We start from the raw sequence: 17,782 nt of genomic DNA, 5'->3' as shown, positions 1-17,782 counted from the left end.
TATTATCTTTTACCCTAAAGACCCGAGCAGATGGCAAGGCTGTTCATAATGGGGCCGGATATTGTGCGGCCCCTCCAGCCAGTTGAACACGGGCACCTGGCCCTGCTCGAGGATAATTTTGGCAATACCCGAGGTCACGAAAATCGGCGCCATGGTTGCCGGGCACAGACTCTCGACCAGAAAACCGACCAGCGGCATGTGGCTCACCACCAGCAGGTTGTCCTGCCGGTGCAGCTCGCCATAGGCCAGCAGCAGGCTGGCGGCAATGTCCGCGTCGGCATTGGGAGTGAGCTCTTCGCAGCACTCCACCTGGGTTCCGGTTATATGCTTGGATACCTGCTGCCAGGTTTGCCTGGTACGCAGATAAGGACTGACCAGCACACGATCAAATGCCGGCACTTGCTGTGCCAGCCATTGCGCCATCAAACAGGTCTCATCCCTTCCCTGTCCGGTCAAAGGCCGTAAAGCATCGCTGGATGCTTCCGGTGCCGCCTGGCCGTGGCGCATGATAAAGATATTCATCTCCACCTCACTTTCAGGCGAACCCGCCTTTTCAACGGCGGGCATAATACCCCTGCGTTTTGTTGTGCTCAAGGATCCAGCTCACCCTTTAACCAGATGGCGGGAACTCTTTTGTTCGTTCTTACCTTAGCTATAACATAAAGAACACAAGTCCACCGAAAATCATTCGCCTTTTCGGATCTGGGCAACAAAACGCGGAGCAGTACGGCACCGGCGGGACCAGAGTGTGCCCGTGCTTGATGACACTTTGGTGACGGCGCGCCAAAAAAAAACTGGCCGGGCGGCCAGTTGAAAAGATTACATACTAACGAGTGAACAGAAACCAGAATCTGAGATCACCCAGGTGATCATCAGGTTGTTGACGTGGCGCCAACGGGTTTGAGCTTACGCCCGCGGCCCGGGACTTGGCTTGATCTCAATCAACAAAGCCGCACTCAGCCCTTCTGCTTGTCCATCCACAACAGGATAAGGCAGGTCACCACCGATACCCCGATAAAACCTGTCAAAAAAATCAATGGCATGGCGGTATAGCCCAAGACGTTCCAGATTAATTTTTCCAGTGCACTCATAACATGCTCCAAACAGATCCCGAGAGGGGCAGTTTAGCAGAAGGCCGGGAAGCGGCCTTGCGCGAGATCAAATCAGGCCCGGAGCAGGCTGTAGCTTCGGCCCCTGGCGCAAAGCAGCGACCAGCGGCGCCTGGCCATGAACAACGGCAGCACGGCGGGACCGAACAGGCAGCCGAGCAGTGCCCAGCGGCGCGGCGGCAAGGCGCACTGCAGCGCGGCGATATAGAAGAGTGCCCCAGACAGGGGTGCCAGCAAGGTAAAAATAAGGATCATCTACAGCCCTCCCAATTGGCGCAAGCGTAGCACAGACGCCTTCCCTTTGTCAGTGAGTATACAAAATTAATGGTAATTGTGAACAAGATCTATAAATCAGTTTTATTGATTATTTAAATAAAAAGCTTCAATTTTTATTAATTTCAGTGCCGACATAGACTGGCCTCCTGCCATTCGGGGAGATAATGTCATGTTTGCCATCGTTCAGGGGATCAGCCTCGCCGGCCTGCTGGCCGCCGCCAGCCTGCTGCCGGCCCGGCAGTTCGACACCGGTATCAGCCCGCTGATTTTCGCCATCCTGCTGGGCCTGGTACTGGGCAATGCGTGGCCCCGGCTGGCCCAGGGCGAGCGGCAGCCCGGCCTGGAGTTCTGCAAAAAGCGGCTGCTGCGCCTCGGGGTCGCCTTCTACGGCATTCACATCAGCCTGCAGCAGATTGCCGAAGTCGGTACCGGCGCCCTGCTGGTGGATGCGGTGATGCTGCTCTCGACGTTGGGGCTGGCCTACTGGCTGGGCCGGCGCTGGCTGGGCCTGGATGCGCCCACCAGCCTGCTGGTGGGTGCGGGCTCGGCCATCTGTGGTGCCGCCGCCATCCTCGCCACCGAGCCGGTGGTGCGCGCGCGCCCGCAGCAAACCGCGGTGGCGGTCGGCACAGTGGTACTGTTCGGCACCCTGGCCATGTTCCTGTATCCGCTGATCTACCCCTGGCTCGGCCTTTCGCCCCGGGCCATGGGCATTTATACCGGCGCCACCGTGCATGAAGTGGCCCAGGTGGTTGCCGCCGGCTCCGCCATGGGTGATGATGTGGCGCAAACGGCGGTGATCACCAAGCTGACCCGGGTAATGATGCTGGCGCCGGTGCTGCTGGTGCTGGGCAGCTGGCTCGGCCGCAAGAGCGGCACCAGGGCGGTGCGCGCGCCCCTGCCCTGGTTCGCCTTCGGCTTTATCGCCGTGGTGCTGTTCAACTCCCTGGTCAGCCTGCCGCCCTTGTGGCGTGACCTTGTCGTGCAGCTGGATACCTGGGCCCTGACCATGGCGATGGCGGCCCTGGGGCTGGGCACCCAGTTGGGAGGACTCAGGGCCGTGGGCTGGAAGCCCCTGGCGCTGGCCGCCACCTTGTTCTTGCATTTGGCCATCGGCGGGCTGATAGTGACCCATATGGCGACATCCTGGCTGTAGTCACCGGCGGGCATGGTGCCGCCGGCTCAAAGGAGGCACCCATGCCTTATCGTAATATTCTGGTGGCCCTGGAGCTCAACCACAGGGAAAAGCCGCTGCTCAAGCGGGCGGTGGAACTGGCCGAATGCCACGGGGCGGCACTGCACCTGGTGCACGTGGAGCCGGATGTGAGCGGTATCTACGTGGGCAGCCTGAACATGGATCTGCGCCAGCTCAAGGTAAAGCTGCGGCTGGAAAGCGGCCACGAGATCATGAAGATGCTGACGGACACCCAGCACCACATCAGCAGCGTCTCACTTCCCAGCGGCGATGTCCGCCAGGCGGTGCGCCTGGCGGTGAAGGAAAAAAACGCCGACCTGCTGATCTGCGGCCATCAGCTCGAGCACCATTTCCTCGGCCACCTGTTTTCCCATACCGTGGGCTTCCTCGATATCGACGGCTGCGATCTGCTGGTTGTCAAGCTGTCCGACAAGGCCGAAGCCTGACCACCCTCCCCCCGGCTAGCGCAGGCAGAAGCCCTGGTGGTGCAGAAACTCCAGCATAAAGGGGCGCGCCTCCCTGGCCAGGGTTTCACCTATCTGTCCGGTCCAGCTCATTTCCTTGTTACCGCCGGTACGGGTGCGGTAATAGTGGCGCACCCGCTCGTCGTAGTCCCGCATCAGCGCCTCGTCCTGGTGCGCCGGGTAGCCGTTCTCGAAGAACATCAGGGCCGCGGGCAGCCGCGGCTTGGGCTCGGGATCCTGGGCCGGATGGCCGATGCAAAGCCCGAACAGGGGGATGACGCCCCTGGGCAGCCCGAGCAGGGCGCTGAGTTCATGGGGATGGTTGCGCACCGCGCCGATAAAGACCCCGCCCAGCCCCAGGGACTCCGCCGCCGTCAGCGCGTTCTGCCCCATCAGGGCGGTGTCGATGGCACCGATCAGCAGTTGTTCGGCAAAGCCGGTCTTGGCCTCGGGCACCCACTGCAGGTGGCGGTGGAAATCGGCGCAGAACACCCAGAACTCGGCGGCCCCGGCCACGTAGGCCTGGTTGCCGCACAGGGGCACCAGGCGGGCACGCAGCTCGGGATCGGTCACCCGGATCACCGCCGAGGCCTGCAGGAAACTGGAGCTGGGGGCGGCCTGGGCGGCGGCCATGATGGCCTCCCGCTGCCCGGGGGAAAGGGGCTCTCCGGTGAACTTGCGGATGGATCTGTGACGGCGCATCACCTCGATGGCGGTTGTCATTTTTACCTCTTGCTGGCGGTCTTTGTGTATCATCACCTTAATGGAATCAAGCCCCAAATGGGAGAGACGGTGCGGGAAACCCAACACATAGAGCCCATGTCGCGCCGCCATGGCCTGGCCCTCACCCTGGCGGGCGTGGCGGTGATGCTGGTGCTGACCGGGGTGCTGTACTGGCTGGGCGGGCGCGGCCACCTGGTGGTGATCTTCCTCTTTCTCGCCGGCCTGGTGATGACGGTGCTGGGCGTGCTCAAACTCAGGGAGCCGCCCTACAGCTTTTCCCTCAGCGCCGACAACCTGCATTTTCACCACAAGATCGGCGGCTGGAGCCTGCACTGGAACAACATAGTGCGCATCGACCAGCCCCGGCTGCACGAGGGGCTGGATCTGGTGGAGCTGCCCTATGTGGGCATCAAGATCCGCGATTACGACGAATTCCTGCCCCTGATGACGCCACGGCTGACGGTGCACATGCTCAACGATCAGCGGCCCCTGCTGGCCATGGCCCTGCGCCACGGCGCGATCAGCCGCCACCGGCTGCAGGACTGGCTGGTGGAGGACAACCACTACCGCTCGGCCAGCGGCCGCCACTACGAGGGCCTGGCCGCCATGCTCGGCCACCGCATGACCCACATGCGCGAGCTTTACGGTTACGATCTGCTGGTGCACGAGTCGAACCTGGACCGGGAGCCGCCGGAGTTCGTGGCCCTGCTGCGCCGCTACCTGCAGCCGTCTTGATCTACGGCGGACGCCGGGCTGGCGGTAGGGTCCATTTCAATGGGCCATCCACCAACGGCGCAGTGTCCGGTCGACTTCCGTCGGCCAAAAAAACTGGATCTGGACGTGCCCCTCGCATAGAGTGCGCCCAGTTCACATTCTCCACGGCACCAACGGAACCCCGGCCTGCCCCATGAAAAACCTGGACGCTTTCTATCTCTTCGTCAAAGTCGTGCAACAGGGCGGCTTTTCCCATGCCGCCGCCCAGCTGGGCATGCCCACCGCCACCCTCAGCCGGCGGATATCGGCGCTGGAGCAGTCGCTCGGCTGCAAACTGCTGAGCCGCACCACCCGCAAGCTGCAGCTCACCGAGGAGGGCCGGCGCTACTTCGAGCGGCTGAACCCCCTGCTCACCGAGATGGAGCAGGTCACCGGCGATATCCAGGGCCAGAGCCAGCACATGAGCGGCCTTATCAAGGTGGCGGCCCCCATCGCCATCTCCAACACCTTCCTGATCGACGGCATCACCGAGTTCTGCCTCAAGTACCCGGCCATCCGCATCGATCTGCTGCAAAGCAACGACTATACCAGCCTGCTGGACACGGATCTGGACGTGGTGTTCTTCAGCGGCGAACTGCCCGACTCCAGCCTGCACGCCCGCCGCCTGGGCGAAGTGCACTACGGCCTGTTCGCCTCTCCCCACTATGTACAGCGCCAGGGCATGCCGCTGCTGCCGGAAGAGCTGGATCAGCACCATATCATCCAGTGCTGGCCGCACCGCAACTGGCAGCTGACCCACGAGGACGGTCGCCGTTTCCATCTGAAGCCGGTGGCCCGGCTGTCGGTCAACCAGATGCAGTCGGCGGTCAAGGCCGCCATCCAGGGGCTGGGCATCGTCAACGTGCCCAAGCACTATGTGGCCCACCATGTGAATGCCGGTCTGCTGCGACCGGTGCTGCCGGCCTGGCTGGGCGGCAAGCGTCCCTTCCACATGGTGTATCACAACCGCGAACTGGCGCCGGTACGGCTCAATACCTTTATCGAGTTCATCGACAAGCACATGCGCGAACGGCTGGCGTCAACCTGGGTGAGGAACTGGCAGGACAAGAGTGAAGAAGAGTAACAGGCGGGCAAAAAAAATGGGCAGCTTCCGTCTGCCCGATTCCACTAACAAAAGATAGATGTAAGTAAGCTTGAACAAAAAGGTAACATAGCTCCTCCGGCGAAATTAGCGGTTATTCTGTAAAACGAAATAAGTTATTATTCCATTTTTGCAATAATCACCCGGCCGCAGGCAGATCCTGCTCCCACAATATCACCTGTCCGCCCGGCCAGCGTTGATCCAGATCCGCATAGCGCTGCTCCAGCAGGTGGCGCTTGATTTTGAGGGTGGGCGTCATGATGTCGTTGTCCACCGTCCAGGGCGCCTGCATCACCAGTATGCCGCCCAGCCGCTGGTGGCTTTCCAGCTTCTGGTTGACATGCCCCAGGGTGGCCGCCAGTTGCTCGGCGATGGCCCCCTTCTGCCGCTGCTGCGCCCCTTCCGCCAGTTGTACCAGGGCCACCGGCTGGGCCTGACCACTGCCCACCACGCATACCTGCTCGACCAGTTCGTTCTCGATCAGCATAGCCTCTATCGGCACCGGCAACACGTACTTGCCCTTGGCAGTCTTGAAGGCATCCTTGGTCCGCCCGGTGATGGTGAGGTAGCCGTCCGCATCGAGCCGGCCCTGATCCCCGGTGTGCAGCCAGCCGTCCTGCAGGGCCTCGCGGGTGGCGGACTCCTGCTTGTAGTAGCCGCTCATCATGCCCGGGCAGCGGCACAGCACCTCGCCGCTGTCGGAGATGCGGATCTCCACCCTGACGCCGGGCTTGCCCACGGTGCCGACCTTGTCGGAACGATAGGGGTAGTTGAGGGTGGAATAGGCCAGGTTTTCGGTCATGCCCCAGGCCTCGGTGATGGGCATGTCGAGCCGCTCATACCAGCGCAGCAGCGACGGCGATACCGGCGCCGAACCGCACCCCAGGATACGGGCGGCACTCAGCCCCAGGCCGGCGCGGATTTTCTTTTTCACCAGGCCGGAGATGAAGGGAACCTTGAGCAGCAGATCCAGCTTCTTCTGGGGCAGTTTTTCCAGGATGCGGCTGCGGAAGTTGGTCCACAACCGGGGCACCGAGATGAACACCGTGGGCGAGATGGTCTTTACGTCCTCGATAAAGGTGTCCAGGCTCTGGGCAAAACCCACCGGGACGCCGCCGTAGAGGCTGGCGCCGAGGATATAGACCCGCTCGGTGATATGGGACAGCGGCAGGTAGGAAAAGGCCCTGTCCTCGCTAGAAAGCCCGGTGGTCTGCAAAATGCCCTGGCAGGCGGCGGCATAGGGGCCGAAGCAGATCATCACCCCCTTGGGGTTGCCGGTGCTGCCGGAGGTGTACACCAGGCTCATCAGGCTATCCCGCGCCGGCACCGGCCGCTCGGCGATGGGCGCCCGGGCCAGCAGATCCGCCCAGTGGTGGTGGGTTTCCATGGTGGAGGGATAGGGCATGGCAAGGCGGATAAGGCCGTCGGGGATGCCCGGCTCCTGCATGCCGGGCTCGTCCAGCTTGCCGGTGAAGATGGCCTTGCTCTCGCTGTGCTCCAGCACGTAGCGCACCGTGTCGGCCCCGGCGGTGGGATAGATGGGCACGCTCACGTAGCCGCCCATCTGCAGGGCGAAGTCGCAGATAAACCACTCGGCGCAGTTTTTGGACAGCAGGGCTATCTTGTCCCCCGGCTCCAGTCCCAGGGCCCTGAGCCCGGCCACCAGCCGGGCCGCCTGCTCCAGCACCTGGGCCCAGCTGTACTGGTGCCAGTGGCCGTCCTTGGGCTGGCGCAGGTAGATGGCATCGGGCTGGTGCTCGGCCCAGTGATACAGCATTTCCAGAGGTAACTTGTCGGTGTGGATGCTCATAACTGTCCTTGTCTGATGTCGGGCTCGGTTAACAACAGTATTGCAAAAACGGCGGAAAGCACCAGCAGAGACAGCTCTAGGTGCTTGATGATACTCACAATATCGGCACCATTGCGACGAGAGTCGGCCGCTGGCCGGAGGCAGGAACGAAAAAAGCCCGCATCGCTGCGGGCTTTTCGATTTGGCGGTGAGGGAGGGATTCGAACCCTCGATACGTTGCCGTATACACACTTTCCAGGCGTGCTCCTTCAGCCACTCGGACACCTCACCAAATTTTTATGCGTTTTTTATCTACGGTGTCTGCTTCACCGGCTTTTTCTCTTCGGATCTCTGTCCTCGGGCTGACGCAGCACGCTGCGTGCTTTTCGCCCCGGCTTCGCCTCTTGGCAGCCACTCGGACACCTCACCAAATTGTTGCGGCATTTTTTTGCATCGGTGTTACCTTCACCGGCTTTATGAACACTGCCTAGCCTTGCCCTTGCAGCGGGGCGTATAGTAGGCAAGAGCCGCCGCCCGCGCAATCTTTTTCTCGCGTCTTGAGTTCGTTTGCGCATTATTGCGCCAACCCATGTTCCTCCCCCTCCTCGCCCGCCTTTGCAGGCGACCTCGCCGGGGGACTCTGGCATAATAAGCCCCCGCTTTTTGAGGTAACCCTAGGACGATAATGACGGCAACAGCAGCATCAACTCAGCTTCACGAGCGCTTTCGGGGCTATTTTCCGGTGGTGATCGACGTGGAAACCGGCGGTTTCAACGCCCAGACCGACGCCCTGCTGGAAATTGCCGCCATCACCCTGAAGATGGACAAGAACGGCTGGCTGAGCCCGGATCAGACCTATCACTTCCATGTGACACCCTTCGAGGGTGCCAACCTGGAGCCCGCCGCCCTCGCCTTCACCGGTATCGATCCCTACAGCGCCCTGCGCGGCGCCGTGACCGAGCACGAAGCCCTGGACCAGATCTTCAAGGGGGTGCGCAAGGGCATCAAGGCCAACCAGTGCCAGCGGGCCATAGTGGTGGCCCACAACGCCTCCTTCGATCACGGTTTCGTGATGGCGGCGGCGGAACGGGCGGGCATCAAGCGCAACCCCTTTCATCCCTTCGCCACCTTCGACACCGCCACCCTCGCCGGCCTGGCCCTGGGCCAGACGGTGCTGGCCAAGGCCTGCAAGGCCGCGGGCATGAGCTTCGACAACAAGGAAGCCCACAGCGCCCTCTACGATACCCGCAAGACCGCCGAGCTGTTCTGCCTGATCGTCAACCGCTGGAAGGAGCTGGGCGGCTGGCCCCTGGGCCAGATGGAAACGCCGGAGTTCAAGGAGCCGGAAGGTAACGCCTGAGCCGAGCTGGGGGTGCCTGGTGGAGCGCAGGCGGCTCGCCTGCTTTCGCGCGCAGCGCGAACCCTCGGGTTGACCTGCCACACCACGGGGTTAAAAAGGCTCGGGGCAGAACAGGCATCGTGGGTTGGACCGTGCCTTCGTCCAGCTCGGTGCCACCTTCATGCGGGCGGGCCGCCCGCGCCCCAAGACCCGCGCTCCACCAGTCAGGTGCCAATCTTTCTCGCCCGCTCAAGCGCGGAGAGGCCGGCTTCCAGCCGGGTTTCGCCGTCCCCCTCGCCCAGGATAAAGGCCTTCAGGCGGCCATCCAGTTCCACCACCATCTGCTCCATCAGCTCGCTGCCGCGCACCAGCTCGCCGGCACAGCTCTGGGTGTTGTCGTAGCCCTGTTTCATCACCACTATGTTGTGCTGGATATCGTCGGTGACGGTGCGCTGCTCTTCGGTGGCGGTGGCCACCTGCTCGGTCATGGCGTTGACCTGGCCGATTTCCTCGACGATGGCGGTCAGCTGGGCACCGGCCTCCCGGGCCTCGCCAACGCAGGCCAGGCTGCGGCTGCGGCCCTGGCCCATGGCTTCCACCGCCTGCTCGCTGCCCTGGCGCAGCCGGGTCAGCATGCTTTCTATCTGTTCGGCGGTACTCTGGGTCTGCAGTGCCAGGGAACGCACCTCTTCCGCCACCACCGCGAAGCCCCGGCCCGACTCGCCGGCCCGGGCCGCCTCAATGGCCGCGTTCAGCGCCAGCAGGTTGGTACGATCGGAGATCTGCTTGATCACCTCCAGGAAGTTGCTCACCTCCCGGCTGTAGCCCGCCACCTCGACCACCTTGGTCTCGCCGTGCTCAAGTGAAGCCGCCACCTGCTCGATGGCGGCGATGGTGCCGTCCACCTTGCGGTCGCCGTCCGAAGCCCGGGCGATGGTGTGGTTGGCGGCGGAGAAGGTTTCCGAGGCATGGCGGGCGATCTCGGCCACGGTGGCCGACATCTCGGTGGCGGCGGACACCACCAGGTCCACCTGCCCCAGCCCCTTGTCCAGATCCTGCTGGATCAGCTGCAGGGTGTTGCGGGTGTGGCCGCTGTGGGCCATCAGGTGTTCGCAGGTGCCGCGCATCCGGCCGAGCAGGGTGGACAGCTGGCGCTGCATGCGGTTGATGGCGTCGGCCAGTTCGCCCAGCTCGTCGCGGCTGGCCACCCGCACCGGCTGGCTGAAGTCCTGACGGTGGGCGATGCGCATGATGCCCGCCTGCAACTCGGCGAATCCGCGGCGCAGATCCCGCAGTATCAGGCCGCACACCACCAGGGTGAGCAGGGCCGCCGCCAGGCTCAGCACCAGGGCCAGGGCGAAGCTGTTGCGCGCCGCCTGGTAGCCCTGCTCGCCGGTTTGCGCCAGGCTGGCGGCAAACTGGTCTTCGGCCCCCTTGATGGCGTCGATATAACGGCTGGCCAGGCTGAACCAGGCGGAGGCCTCGCCGCTCAGGCTGCCGCCGCCGTGCTGGCGGTGGGCCTGGTCGATGCTGTCTTGCACTTCCCGGGCCAGTGGCGAGCCCTGCAACTGGTCGAACTGGGTTCGCCACTCGGGCTCGGCCAGCACCATAAAGCGCTCCAGATAAGCCTGGTACTGGGCTTCCAGGGCGGCGAAGCGACGGTACAGCTCGGGGCTGAACTGACCCGCCACCCGGGCCGAACTCAGGCTGGCGCGCAGCAGCCCCAGGCGATCCTTGGCCTGCAGGAAGGCGCTGTAGGCCGCGAGGGAGGCGGCCTGGGGCGCATCCGCCGCCAGCGGCACGGCGCCGTCGATCACCGCAAGCAGGGCGGCGATCACCTGGCTGTAGTCGTCGACCACCTGGGGCACCGTCAGCTGCTTGCCGTCCACCTGCCGGCGCAGGCCCTCGAGCCGGCCCAGCGCCTGCTGCAGGGCCTGGTGGCGGCTGGCGGCCTCCCCGTCGAGCACCAGTTGGCGGCTGCCCTGGCCGAGCTGGCGCAGGGCCTGTTCGGTACGGGCCCGTTGCTCGGTCAGCCGGGCGCTGAACTCCCCGCGGCTGTCGTTGATGCTGCTGGCCGAGAGTCCCCGCTCCGCCTGCAGCTGGTGCGCCAACTGGCCGCTTTGCGCCGCCAGCCGGGTGATGGGCACCATGTCGGCCGCGTTGACCATGGTGCGATAGCTCGCCAGGGCATAGAGGGAAGCGAACAGGAACAGGGCCGCCAGGGGCAGCAACACCAGTAAGCCCAGTTTGTGGGTGAGTTTGAGTGACGTCATGCAAAGCCTCGTGATACCGCCGGAGATAGCAGTGTATCGGCGTTATCCTCGTGGACTGAAGCGGAGAAACGTAAACAATGGCCCCTCCCCCTTGACCTGGATCAAGCAGGGAGCCTGTCCGCTCGCCATTGCACCATGGCGGTGCCGGCCGAAGGGAAAAGGTTGCCGGTGTGCCGCGACACCGGCAAGGGATGGACGGCCCGGTCAGGCCGGCAGATGGCCGGTTCTCACCCAGAGCCGGGTGCGGCGGCCCGCTTCCAGCTCGGGCACGGCGCCGGCGGGAAAGCGCAGCCAGCTCAGCGCCGGATAGGAGAGCGGCCCCTCGTCGAGCTGGCCTTCCAGCACCAGGATTTCCAGCCCCTGCTTGTAACAGCAGGGGGGAAAGCGGCCGCCTTCGGGAAAGTCGAGCAGGCTGGTGCCGACCCCGCCGTGCTTGTGCAGGGGCAGGCGGCGGTAACCGTGCTCGCCGGTGATCCACAGATCCTGCCCGGGCAGCAGCTTGCGTTCGCCCTGGTCATCGGCGGCGAACTGGTTGAGTTTAACGAAGATAAGGCAGCCCTCGCGGCTGAAGGCGCCATGCCGGCTGCCGGGCGGATGGCGCACGTAGCTGCCGGCGGGGTAGTCGCCCTGTTCATCGGAGAAGGTGCCTTCCAGCACCCAGAATTCCTCACCCCGGGGGTGGCTGTGCTCGGGGAAGCGGGCCTCCGGTTCAAACCGGACCAGGCTGGTGACATGGCCGCTTTCCGCCTGCTCCCGCTCCAGCGGGTAGCGCCATACCCCGGGGGCCGGGGAGGCCTGCCAGCGGGAGGGATCATAGGGAAGGGCCAGTCGTTGAGAAAAGTCCATATTCAGCATCGGTTAATGTCCCGACAGACAAAGGGGATCCCATCCTCGCCCCGCCCGGGATTGCGGTCAAGTCCCTTGAAGCGCCTCGCTGCGATAAATATGGCCCTCGCCCTCGGGGATAAAGCTCAGCCGGTGGCTGATGCAGGCCGGGGCGTCTTCCTGGTGGTGGGACACGAACAGCAGCTGGGTGCCGCCCTCCGCCACCAGCAGATCGATCCAGCGCTTGACCCAGTGGCGGTTGAAGGTATCCAGCCCCTGCAAAGGTTCGTCCAGGATCAGGATGGGCGGGTGCTTGACCATGGCCCGGGCGATCAACAGCAGCCGCTGCTGGCCGTAGGACAGATTGCGGAAGGGCTCGTTGGCGAGCCGCTCCAGGCCGAGCAGCGCCAGCCATTGCCCGGCCAGGGCCAGCTGGCGGTCGCCGGGCTGCTGGTAGACGCCGATGGAATCGAAGAAGCCGGACAGGATCACCGAGCGGGGCGTGGCCGTGACCCGGTAGTCCTGCTGCATGCTGGTGCTGACGTAGCCAATGTGCTGCTTGATGTCCCAGATGCTTTCGCCGCTGCCCCGGCGACGGCCGAACAGGGTGAGATCGTTGCTGTAGCCCTGGGGATGGTCGCCGGTCACCAGGCTCAGCAGGGTGGACTTGCCGGCGCCGTTGGGGCCGACGATCTGCCAGTGCTCGCCCGGGTTGACCTGCCAGTTCAGGCCGTCGAGGATGCGCTTGTCGCCGTAGCTGACCTTGATGTCCCGCATCAGGATGCGCGGTTCCCGGTCGTCCAGCGCTCGCCGCACCGCGTCCGGATCCGCCGGCGGCAGCCGCTGGCCCGCCTGCTCCATGGCCGCCAGGTGGGTCAGTTGCAGCAACTCGGCCGAGGCCACCACCTCGTCGCGGGGGCCGGCCAGGCCCAGTTCACATTCCGCCACCAGGCCGAGCCGGTCGGCAAAGTCGGGGATCTCCTCGAAGCGGTTGAGGATCAGCACCAGGCTTTGTCCCGCCGCCACCAGCTCTTCCAGCAGCCGCATCAGGCCGGCGTGGGCAGTCACGTCCAGGCCGTCGAAGGGCTCGTCCAGGATCAGCAGCGCCGGCTCCCGCAGCAGGGCGCGGCACAGCAGCACCTTGCGGGTTTCCCCGGTGGACAGGTACTTGAAGCCGCGATCCAGCAGGCCGGTGATGCCGAAGCGCTCGGCCAGCGCCGCCAGCCGCGCCTCGCCGCCGCCCCCCTCCAGGATGATCTGGCGGGCGCTGTGGCCCTGATCCTCGTAGTCGAGCAGATCGCTCTCGTCTTCTTCCCGCTCCCGGTCGGCCAGTTGCTGAAGCTGTTCGAACGACACCCACTCGATGCGCCCGAAACCGTTGTCGGCCTCGCCTTCCAGCAGCCTGAGTTCGCCAGCCAGGGCCCGGGCCAGGGCGGTCTTGCCGCTGCCGTTGGCGCCGACGAAGCTCCAGCACTGCCCCGCCTCGAGATCGAGGTGGCGGATGGTCAAACGATGACGCTCGCTGATGGCGAAACGGGCGTCCCTGATGCGGATGGCGGTCATGTCCTGTGGCGTCCTTTGCTGTGAATCAAAAAAGGGACATCATCGGCAAGCCGCCGGCCCGATGCAAGAGACAAAATCGGCTCCCAGGATCCGGATTTGTGAGCCAGCACCCAACCCGCCGGGGCGGAACAGGCTAAGGTCCGGGAGTCACTCACCCTCCGCTAAGGAGCGCATATGCGTTACAACCAGGCATTGATGGACGAACTGAACCTGTTGCTGCATTTCGATCTCGATACCACCCAGCAAGGCATCAAGGTGCACCACGATGCGGATCCGGCGGTGATTGCCGCCGCCGCCCGGCTGCATGACAAGGGGCTTATCACCCTGAGGGACGGTGGCTACCTCACCGACCTGGGGCGTGAAACCACCGAACACGCCCAGGCCCTGCTCGGCCTGCTGCGGGAAACCACCACCGCCTGATCCCTCCTGCTACTGCCGGGGCGGCACCGCCGCCCCGGAGTCCCCCGCGCGTCCTGCTGGATTTTTAGCCTGTCTGCATTATTTTTTAAGGGTTGGAGAATAACAATAACGGAGACGGGAGATGTCCATTACCCACTGCGGACGCTGTGGCCGCCCTTTTTACGATCACCGCCGACGATGTCCCCATTGCCGGGCGCTGCGGGAAGACCTGACCGATGCCCCCTACTATATCCGCCAGCCCATGTCCTTCCTGCTGGTCGCCGTGGCGATGGCGGCGCTGATGCTGCTGTGGAGCCTGTTCGACGACAGGCCCAGCTTCGCCTCGCCACCGGCGGAGGAAACGCCGCGCATGCAGACCCGTGGCCAGGTGGAAAAACCATAAAAAAATGCCGGCAAGGTGCCGGCATTTTGTTGTGCAGAACGCAAGGAGGGATTACAGGCCCTCGGCGTGCTCCGCCAGGAAGCGGGCCACGCCGTCCGGAGAAGCCTGCATGCCTTGCTTGCCCTTTTCCCACTGGGCCGGGCACACTTCGCCGTGCTCTTCGTGGAACTGCAGGGCATCGACCATGCGCAGCATTTCGTCGATGTTGCGGCCCAGCGGCAGATCGTTCACCACCTGGTGACGAACCACGCCGTTGGCGTCGATCAGGAATGAGCCACGGAAGGCCACACCGGCTTCCGGGTGCTCCACGTCATAGGCCTTGCAGATGTCGTGCTTGACGTCGGCCACCAGCGGGTATTTCACCTGGCCGATGCCGCCCTTGTCTACCGGGGTGTTGCGCCAGGCGTTGTGGCTGAACTGGGAGTCGATGGACACGCCGATCACTTCCACGCCGCGGCTCTGGAACTCTTCATAACGACGATCGAAGGCGATCAGTTCGGACGGGCACACGAAGGTGAAGTCCAGCGGGTAGAAGAACACCACGGCGGCTTTGCCCTTGGTGAACTCTTTCAGGTTGAAGTTATCAACGATTTCGCCATTACCCAGTACAGCAGCAGCGGTAAAGTCGGGGGCCTGGCGGCCTACCAGTACGCTCATGTCTATCTCCTTGGTGTTTACAATAATGGGTTTCCAGGAAACCACGCAATTCGACTACACAGTATATGGGCGCCTGCCGCCAAACCCAAGGGCAAGGCGGCCGGTTGGGTAAAGTTGCGGCAAGGTCCCCTCCCCCCCGGGCAGGATGCCGGTGTGCTGCACCTTGCCATTTTATCAGCAGGAAAAACAAGGATGGCGGCGAAAATGCCAAATAATGCTCGACATTCTGGCCTGAATTTGCAAACTAGCCCCCCTCGTTTACCTGTTCACCCCAATTCCATAAGCCGGAAGGATAGCCCATGAATCCTGTTGTCGTTGCCGTCTGCCTGATGCTGGCCCTGAGCCTGATGCGCATCAACGTGGTGGTTGCCCTTACCCTCAGCGCCCTGGCGGGCGGCATGGTCGCCGGCCTGTCGTTGACCGAGGCGGTCAATACCTTCGCCGGCGGCCTTGGCGGCGGCGCCACCATCGCCCTGAGTTACGCCATGCTGGGCGCCTTTGCCGTGGCCATCGCCCGTTCCGGCATCACCGACCTGCTCGCGCTCAAGGTGATCCGCGCCCTAGGCCAGGACGCCACCGCCGGCCGCCTGTTGTGGATCAAGGCGGTGCTGCTGAGCGTATTGCTGCTGGTGGCCATCTCCTCCCAGAACCTGATCCCGGTGCATATTGCCTTTATTCCCATCCTGATCCCGCCGCTGCTGCATGTGATGGCCAGGCTGCGGCTGGACCGGCGCGCCGTGGCCTGCGTGCTCACCTTCGGCCTCACCGCCACCTACATGCTGCTGCCGGTGGGCTTTGGCGGCATCTTCCTGAACAACATCCTGCTGGCCAACCTGGTCGAGAACGGGGTAACGGCCGACAAGGCCATGCTGCCCACCGCCATGGCGATTCCCGTGGGCGGCATGCTGCTCGGCCTGCTGGTGGCGCTGTTCATCAGCTACCGCCGCCCCCGGGACTATGACGAAGCCAAAATCCTGGCCATCGAGCCCGAGCACGTCAGCATCAACGGCGCCCATATCCTGATCGCCGTGCTCGCCATCCTCACCGCCCTGGGGCTGCAGCTGTACAGCGACTCCATCATCCTCGGCGCCATGGTCGGCTTTGTGATCTTCACCCTGGGCGGCGTCATCAAGTTCAGGGAAAGCCAGGACGCCTTCACCCAGGGGGTGAAGATGATGTCGCTGATCGGCTTTATCATGATCGCCGCCGCCGGCTTCGCCGCCGTGCTCAAGGCCACCGACGGCATCGGCAGCCTGGTGCTGGCGGTGGAAGCGGTGATCGGCGACAACAGGGCCCTCGCCGCCCTGATGATGCTGGTGGTGGGCCTGCTGATCACCATGGGCATCGGCTCTTCTTTTTCCACCATTCCCATCATCGCGCCCATCTATGTGCCCCTGTGCATCGCGCTCGGCTTCTCGCCGCTGGCCACGGTCGCCATTATCGGCACCGCCGGCGCCCTGGGGGACGCGGGCTCGCCGGCCTCCGACTCCACCCTGGGCCCCACCTCGGGCCTGAACGCGGACGGCCAGCACGACCATATCTGGGACTCGGTCGTGCCCACCTTCCTGCACTACAACCTGCCGTTGATCGCCTTCGGCTGGCTGGCGACCATGGTGCTCTGAACACCGCCCTTGGCCGGCAGGCGCCGTCGGCCAAGGGTTTCTTCCCCCGCCCGTTTTGCGCCTGATCCAGGTCAAGTCTTCCGCCGCCCCACAACCGTTAGAATAAAACTACATTTTCAGCGATCGGGTGGCCACCATGAAACCGAACAACACTAATCTTGATCCCCTGCTACCGCCGGAAATGGCGAAAAAGGCCGAGGATGTGGGGGTCTACAAGGCCAGCAGCCCACCGTTGCAATCTTTCATACTGGCGCTGACCGCCGGCGTGTTTATCTCCATCGCCTTCGTGTTCTACATCACGGTTACCACCGGCGCCGGCGGCCTGCCCTGGGGCATGGCGCGCTTTATCGGCGGCCTGGCCTTCAGCCTGGGGCTGATCCTGGTGGTGATTTGCGGCGGCGAGCTGTTTACCTCCAGCGTGCTCACCACCGTCGCCCGGGCCAGCCGGCGCATCGGCTGGGGCCAGCTGGCCCGCAACTGGGTGGTCGTCTACCTGGGCAACCTGGGCGGCGCCCTGCTGTTCGTGCTGCTGATCTGGCTGGCCGGCCAGCACCTGGCCGCCGACGGGGCCTGGGGCCTCAACACCCTGAACATCGCCCGGCACAAGCTGCACCACGGCTTTGTGCAGGCGGTGGCCTTAGGGATACTGTGCAACATGATGGTGTGCCTGGCAGTATGGATGAGCTTTTCCTGCCGCAGCAACACCGACAAGGTGCTGGTAATGCTGCTGCCCATCGCCATGTTCGTGGCCAGCGGCTTCGAGCACAGCATTGCCAACCTCTTTATCGTGCCCCTGGCCATCGCCATCCAGCAGTTCGCCGGCCCCGAATTCTGGGCCCTGACCGGCGCCCTGCCCGCCGATTTTGCCGAGCTGACCCTGGCCAACTTTTTGCTACGCAACCTGCTGCCGGTCACCCTGGGCAATATCATCGGCGGCGGTGTGCTGGTGGGGCTCAGCTATTGGCTGATTTACCTGCGCCCGGGCGCCGGCGGCGGAAAGGTCCACTGAAGTGGCCCCTGCCATGGACCTGCGGCGGCCCCTGCGAAGGGGCCGCCGCTAGGATCGAATTTATTCGACCCAAGCACCGCCGACCGCCTCAGGCGCGTGCCCGCTGTACCCAGAACTGGCGGAACAGCTCGGTCAGGCCGCCGGTGAGCTGCACCACCTCGTGGCAGCGCTGGCGGTTGCCCTGCCCGCTGCGCACATGGCTGTCGGCCGACGCCCGTATGCTGCTGATGCTGCGGTTGATCTCCTCGCTGACCGCTCCCTGCTGCTCGACGGCGGTGGCG

18 protein-coding genes, 1 tRNA gene and 1 pseudogene are annotated in these 17,782 nt (G+C 64.0%); 9 read left to right on the top strand and 11 right to left on the bottom strand.

What is annotated here, in order from left to right:
* Window positions 1-9: 9 nt before the first annotated feature.
* The 3 genes from sixA to CGX12_RS09040 all read right to left on the bottom strand — a co-directional run bounded on the left by sixA (window position 10) and on the right by CGX12_RS09040 (window position 1,364).
* Window positions 10-522, bottom strand: coding sequence for a phosphohistidine phosphatase SixA (gene sixA, locus CGX12_RS09050; RefSeq protein WP_094039561.1), 513 nt, complete (start codon window positions 520-522; stop codon window positions 10-12).
* Window positions 523-956: 434 nt separating this feature from the next.
* Complete coding sequence (locus CGX12_RS09045) at window positions 957-1,091, bottom strand: TIGR02808 family protein (protein WP_094039560.1); 135 nt, start codon at window positions 1,089-1,091, stop codon at window positions 957-959.
* Window positions 1,092-1,163: 72 nt separating this feature from the next.
* Entirely contained in the window at window positions 1,164-1,364 is a 201-nt protein-coding gene (locus CGX12_RS09040; RefSeq protein WP_094039559.1) for a hypothetical protein, read from the bottom strand.
* A 190-nt stretch (window positions 1,365-1,554) separates the two neighbouring features.
* On the opposite strand from CGX12_RS09040, the gene CGX12_RS09035 reads away from it, so the two are divergent.
* Together CGX12_RS09035 and CGX12_RS09030 are read left to right on the top strand one after the other, a co-directional pair.
* Window positions 1,555-2,541 (top strand): YeiH family protein, encoded by a 987-nt coding sequence (locus CGX12_RS09035; protein ID WP_094039558.1) that lies wholly within the window; start codon window positions 1,555-1,557, stop codon window positions 2,539-2,541.
* Window positions 2,542-2,582: 41 nt separating this feature from the next.
* Window positions 2,583-3,026: a universal stress protein gene (locus CGX12_RS09030; RefSeq protein WP_094039557.1), complete on the top strand. Its 444-nt coding sequence runs from the start codon at window positions 2,583-2,585 to the stop codon at window positions 3,024-3,026.
* 15 nt (window positions 3,027-3,041) lie between these two features.
* On the opposite strand, the gene nfsA is transcribed toward CGX12_RS09030, so the two are convergent.
* Window positions 3,042-3,767: an oxygen-insensitive NADPH nitroreductase gene (nfsA, locus tag CGX12_RS09025; protein WP_094039578.1), complete on the bottom strand. Its 726-nt coding sequence runs from the start codon at window positions 3,765-3,767 to the stop codon at window positions 3,042-3,044.
* 57 nt (window positions 3,768-3,824) lie between these two features.
* On the opposite strand from nfsA, the gene CGX12_RS09020 reads away from it, so the two are divergent.
* Both CGX12_RS09020 and CGX12_RS09015 read left to right on the top strand, forming a co-directional pair.
* Window positions 3,825-4,502, top strand: coding sequence for a DUF2982 domain-containing protein (locus tag CGX12_RS09020; RefSeq protein ID WP_094039556.1), 678 nt, complete (start codon window positions 3,825-3,827; stop codon window positions 4,500-4,502).
* Window positions 4,503-4,674: 172 nt separating this feature from the next.
* Window positions 4,675-5,604, top strand: a complete 930-nt coding sequence (locus CGX12_RS09015) for a LysR family transcriptional regulator (RefSeq protein ID WP_094039555.1) — start codon at window positions 4,675-4,677, stop codon at window positions 5,602-5,604.
* Window positions 5,605-5,761: 157 nt separating this feature from the next.
* On the opposite strand, the gene CGX12_RS09010 is transcribed toward CGX12_RS09015, so the two are convergent.
* Complete coding sequence (locus CGX12_RS09010) at window positions 5,762-7,432, bottom strand: AMP-binding protein (RefSeq protein WP_254918242.1); 1,671 nt, start codon at window positions 7,430-7,432, stop codon at window positions 5,762-5,764.
* Between the two features lie 182 nt (window positions 7,433-7,614).
* Window positions 7,615-7,702 (bottom strand) — tRNA-Ser (locus CGX12_RS09005).
* 394 nt (window positions 7,703-8,096) lie between these two features.
* On the opposite strand from CGX12_RS09005, the gene rnt reads away from it, so the two are divergent.
* Window positions 8,097-8,771 (top strand): ribonuclease T, encoded by a 675-nt coding sequence (gene rnt, locus CGX12_RS09000; RefSeq protein WP_094039554.1) that lies wholly within the window; start codon window positions 8,097-8,099, stop codon window positions 8,769-8,771.
* 203 nt (window positions 8,772-8,974) lie between these two features.
* Here the strand turns inward: rnt and CGX12_RS08995 are convergent, their stop codons facing one another.
* The 3 genes from CGX12_RS08995 to modF all read right to left on the bottom strand — a co-directional run bounded on the left by CGX12_RS08995 (window position 8,975) and on the right by modF (window position 13,411).
* The gene (locus CGX12_RS08995; protein WP_094039553.1) at window positions 8,975-11,023 is read right to left on the bottom strand and encodes a methyl-accepting chemotaxis protein; all 2,049 of its coding nucleotides are present in this window, start codon (window positions 11,021-11,023) and stop codon (window positions 8,975-8,977) included.
* A 204-nt stretch (window positions 11,024-11,227) separates the two neighbouring features.
* On the bottom strand, window positions 11,228-11,878 hold the full coding sequence (locus tag CGX12_RS08990) for a cupin domain-containing protein (protein WP_094039552.1): 651 nt from the start codon (window positions 11,876-11,878) through the stop codon (window positions 11,228-11,230).
* A 57-nt stretch (window positions 11,879-11,935) separates the two neighbouring features.
* Window positions 11,936-13,411, bottom strand: a complete 1,476-nt coding sequence (gene modF / locus CGX12_RS08985) for a molybdate ABC transporter ATP-binding protein ModF (protein ID WP_094039551.1) — start codon at window positions 13,409-13,411, stop codon at window positions 11,936-11,938.
* Window positions 13,412-13,585: 174 nt separating this feature from the next.
* Between modF and CGX12_RS08980 the strand changes: the two genes are divergently transcribed.
* Together CGX12_RS08980 and CGX12_RS08975 are read left to right on the top strand one after the other, a co-directional pair.
* Window positions 13,586-13,831 (top strand): TIGR02647 family protein, encoded by a 246-nt coding sequence (locus CGX12_RS08980; RefSeq protein WP_094039550.1) that lies wholly within the window; start codon window positions 13,586-13,588, stop codon window positions 13,829-13,831.
* A gap of 121 nt (window positions 13,832-13,952) precedes the next feature.
* Window positions 13,953-14,213 (top strand): hypothetical protein, encoded by a 261-nt coding sequence (locus CGX12_RS08975; RefSeq protein ID WP_094039549.1) that lies wholly within the window; start codon window positions 13,953-13,955, stop codon window positions 14,211-14,213.
* Between the two features lie 51 nt (window positions 14,214-14,264).
* Here CGX12_RS08975 and CGX12_RS08970 read toward each other — a convergent pair whose 3' ends face one another.
* A complete protein-coding gene (locus tag CGX12_RS08970; RefSeq protein WP_094039548.1) occupies window positions 14,265-14,870 on the bottom strand; it encodes a peroxiredoxin C in 606 nt (201 codons plus the stop codon).
* A gap of 299 nt (window positions 14,871-15,169) precedes the next feature.
* Between CGX12_RS08970 and CGX12_RS08965 the strand changes: the two genes are divergently transcribed.
* Both CGX12_RS08965 and focA read left to right on the top strand, forming a co-directional pair.
* Window positions 15,170-16,492 carry a Na+/H+ antiporter family protein gene (locus CGX12_RS08965; protein WP_094039547.1) on the top strand — a complete coding sequence of 441 codons (1,323 nt, stop codon included), beginning with the start codon at window positions 15,170-15,172 and terminating at the stop codon, window positions 16,490-16,492.
* 136 nt (window positions 16,493-16,628) lie between these two features.
* On the top strand, window positions 16,629-17,501 hold the full coding sequence (gene focA / locus CGX12_RS08960; RefSeq protein ID WP_094039546.1) for a formate transporter FocA: 873 nt from the start codon (window positions 16,629-16,631) through the stop codon (window positions 17,499-17,501).
* An 88-nt stretch (window positions 17,502-17,589) separates the two neighbouring features.
* Here the strand turns inward: focA and CGX12_RS19855 are convergent.
* Window positions 17,590-17,782, bottom strand: a pseudogene (locus CGX12_RS19855) (methyl-accepting chemotaxis protein); the annotation flags it as partial.

The organism is Zobellella denitrificans (assembly GCF_002237365.1).
GTDB classification, from domain to species: Bacteria; Pseudomonadota; Gammaproteobacteria; order Enterobacterales; family Aeromonadaceae; genus Oceanimonas; species Oceanimonas denitrificans.
Note: the sequence above shows the minus strand (reverse complement) of the source record. Positions and strands in the feature narration are given on the sequence as shown.

Coding starts and splice junctions, on each gene's coding strand:
- sixA (WP_094039561.1), bottom strand. CDS start 522: ATGAATATCTTTATCATGCGCCACGGCCAGGCGGCACCGGAAGCATCC.
- CGX12_RS09045 (WP_094039560.1), bottom strand. CDS start 1,091: ATGAGTGCACTGGAAAAATTAATCTGGAACGTCTTGGGCTATACCGCC.
- CGX12_RS09040 (WP_094039559.1), bottom strand. CDS start 1,364: ATGATCCTTATTTTTACCTTGCTGGCACCCCTGTCTGGGGCACTCTTC.
- CGX12_RS09035 (WP_094039558.1), top strand. CDS start 1,555: ATGTTTGCCATCGTTCAGGGGATCAGCCTCGCCGGCCTGCTGGCCGCC.
- CGX12_RS09030 (WP_094039557.1), top strand. CDS start 2,583: ATGCCTTATCGTAATATTCTGGTGGCCCTGGAGCTCAACCACAGGGAA.
- nfsA (WP_094039578.1), bottom strand. CDS start 3,767: ATGACAACCGCCATCGAGGTGATGCGCCGTCACAGATCCATCCGCAAG.
- CGX12_RS09020 (WP_094039556.1), top strand. CDS start 3,825: ATGGGAGAGACGGTGCGGGAAACCCAACACATAGAGCCCATGTCGCGC.
- CGX12_RS09015 (WP_094039555.1), top strand. CDS start 4,675: ATGAAAAACCTGGACGCTTTCTATCTCTTCGTCAAAGTCGTGCAACAG.
- CGX12_RS09010 (WP_254918242.1), bottom strand. CDS start 7,432: ATGAGCATCCACACCGACAAGTTACCTCTGGAAATGCTGTATCACTGG.
- rnt (WP_094039554.1), top strand. CDS start 8,097: ATGACGGCAACAGCAGCATCAACTCAGCTTCACGAGCGCTTTCGGGGC.
- CGX12_RS08995 (WP_094039553.1), bottom strand. CDS start 11,023: ATGACGTCACTCAAACTCACCCACAAACTGGGCTTACTGGTGTTGCTG.
- CGX12_RS08990 (WP_094039552.1), bottom strand. CDS start 11,878: ATGCTGAATATGGACTTTTCTCAACGACTGGCCCTTCCCTATGATCCC.
- modF (WP_094039551.1), bottom strand. CDS start 13,411: ATGACCGCCATCCGCATCAGGGACGCCCGTTTCGCCATCAGCGAGCGT.
- CGX12_RS08980 (WP_094039550.1), top strand. CDS start 13,586: ATGCGTTACAACCAGGCATTGATGGACGAACTGAACCTGTTGCTGCAT.
- CGX12_RS08975 (WP_094039549.1), top strand. CDS start 13,953: ATGTCCATTACCCACTGCGGACGCTGTGGCCGCCCTTTTTACGATCAC.
- CGX12_RS08970 (WP_094039548.1), bottom strand. CDS start 14,870: ATGAGCGTACTGGTAGGCCGCCAGGCCCCCGACTTTACCGCTGCTGCT.
- CGX12_RS08965 (WP_094039547.1), top strand. CDS start 15,170: ATGAATCCTGTTGTCGTTGCCGTCTGCCTGATGCTGGCCCTGAGCCTG.
- focA (WP_094039546.1), top strand. CDS start 16,629: ATGAAACCGAACAACACTAATCTTGATCCCCTGCTACCGCCGGAAATG.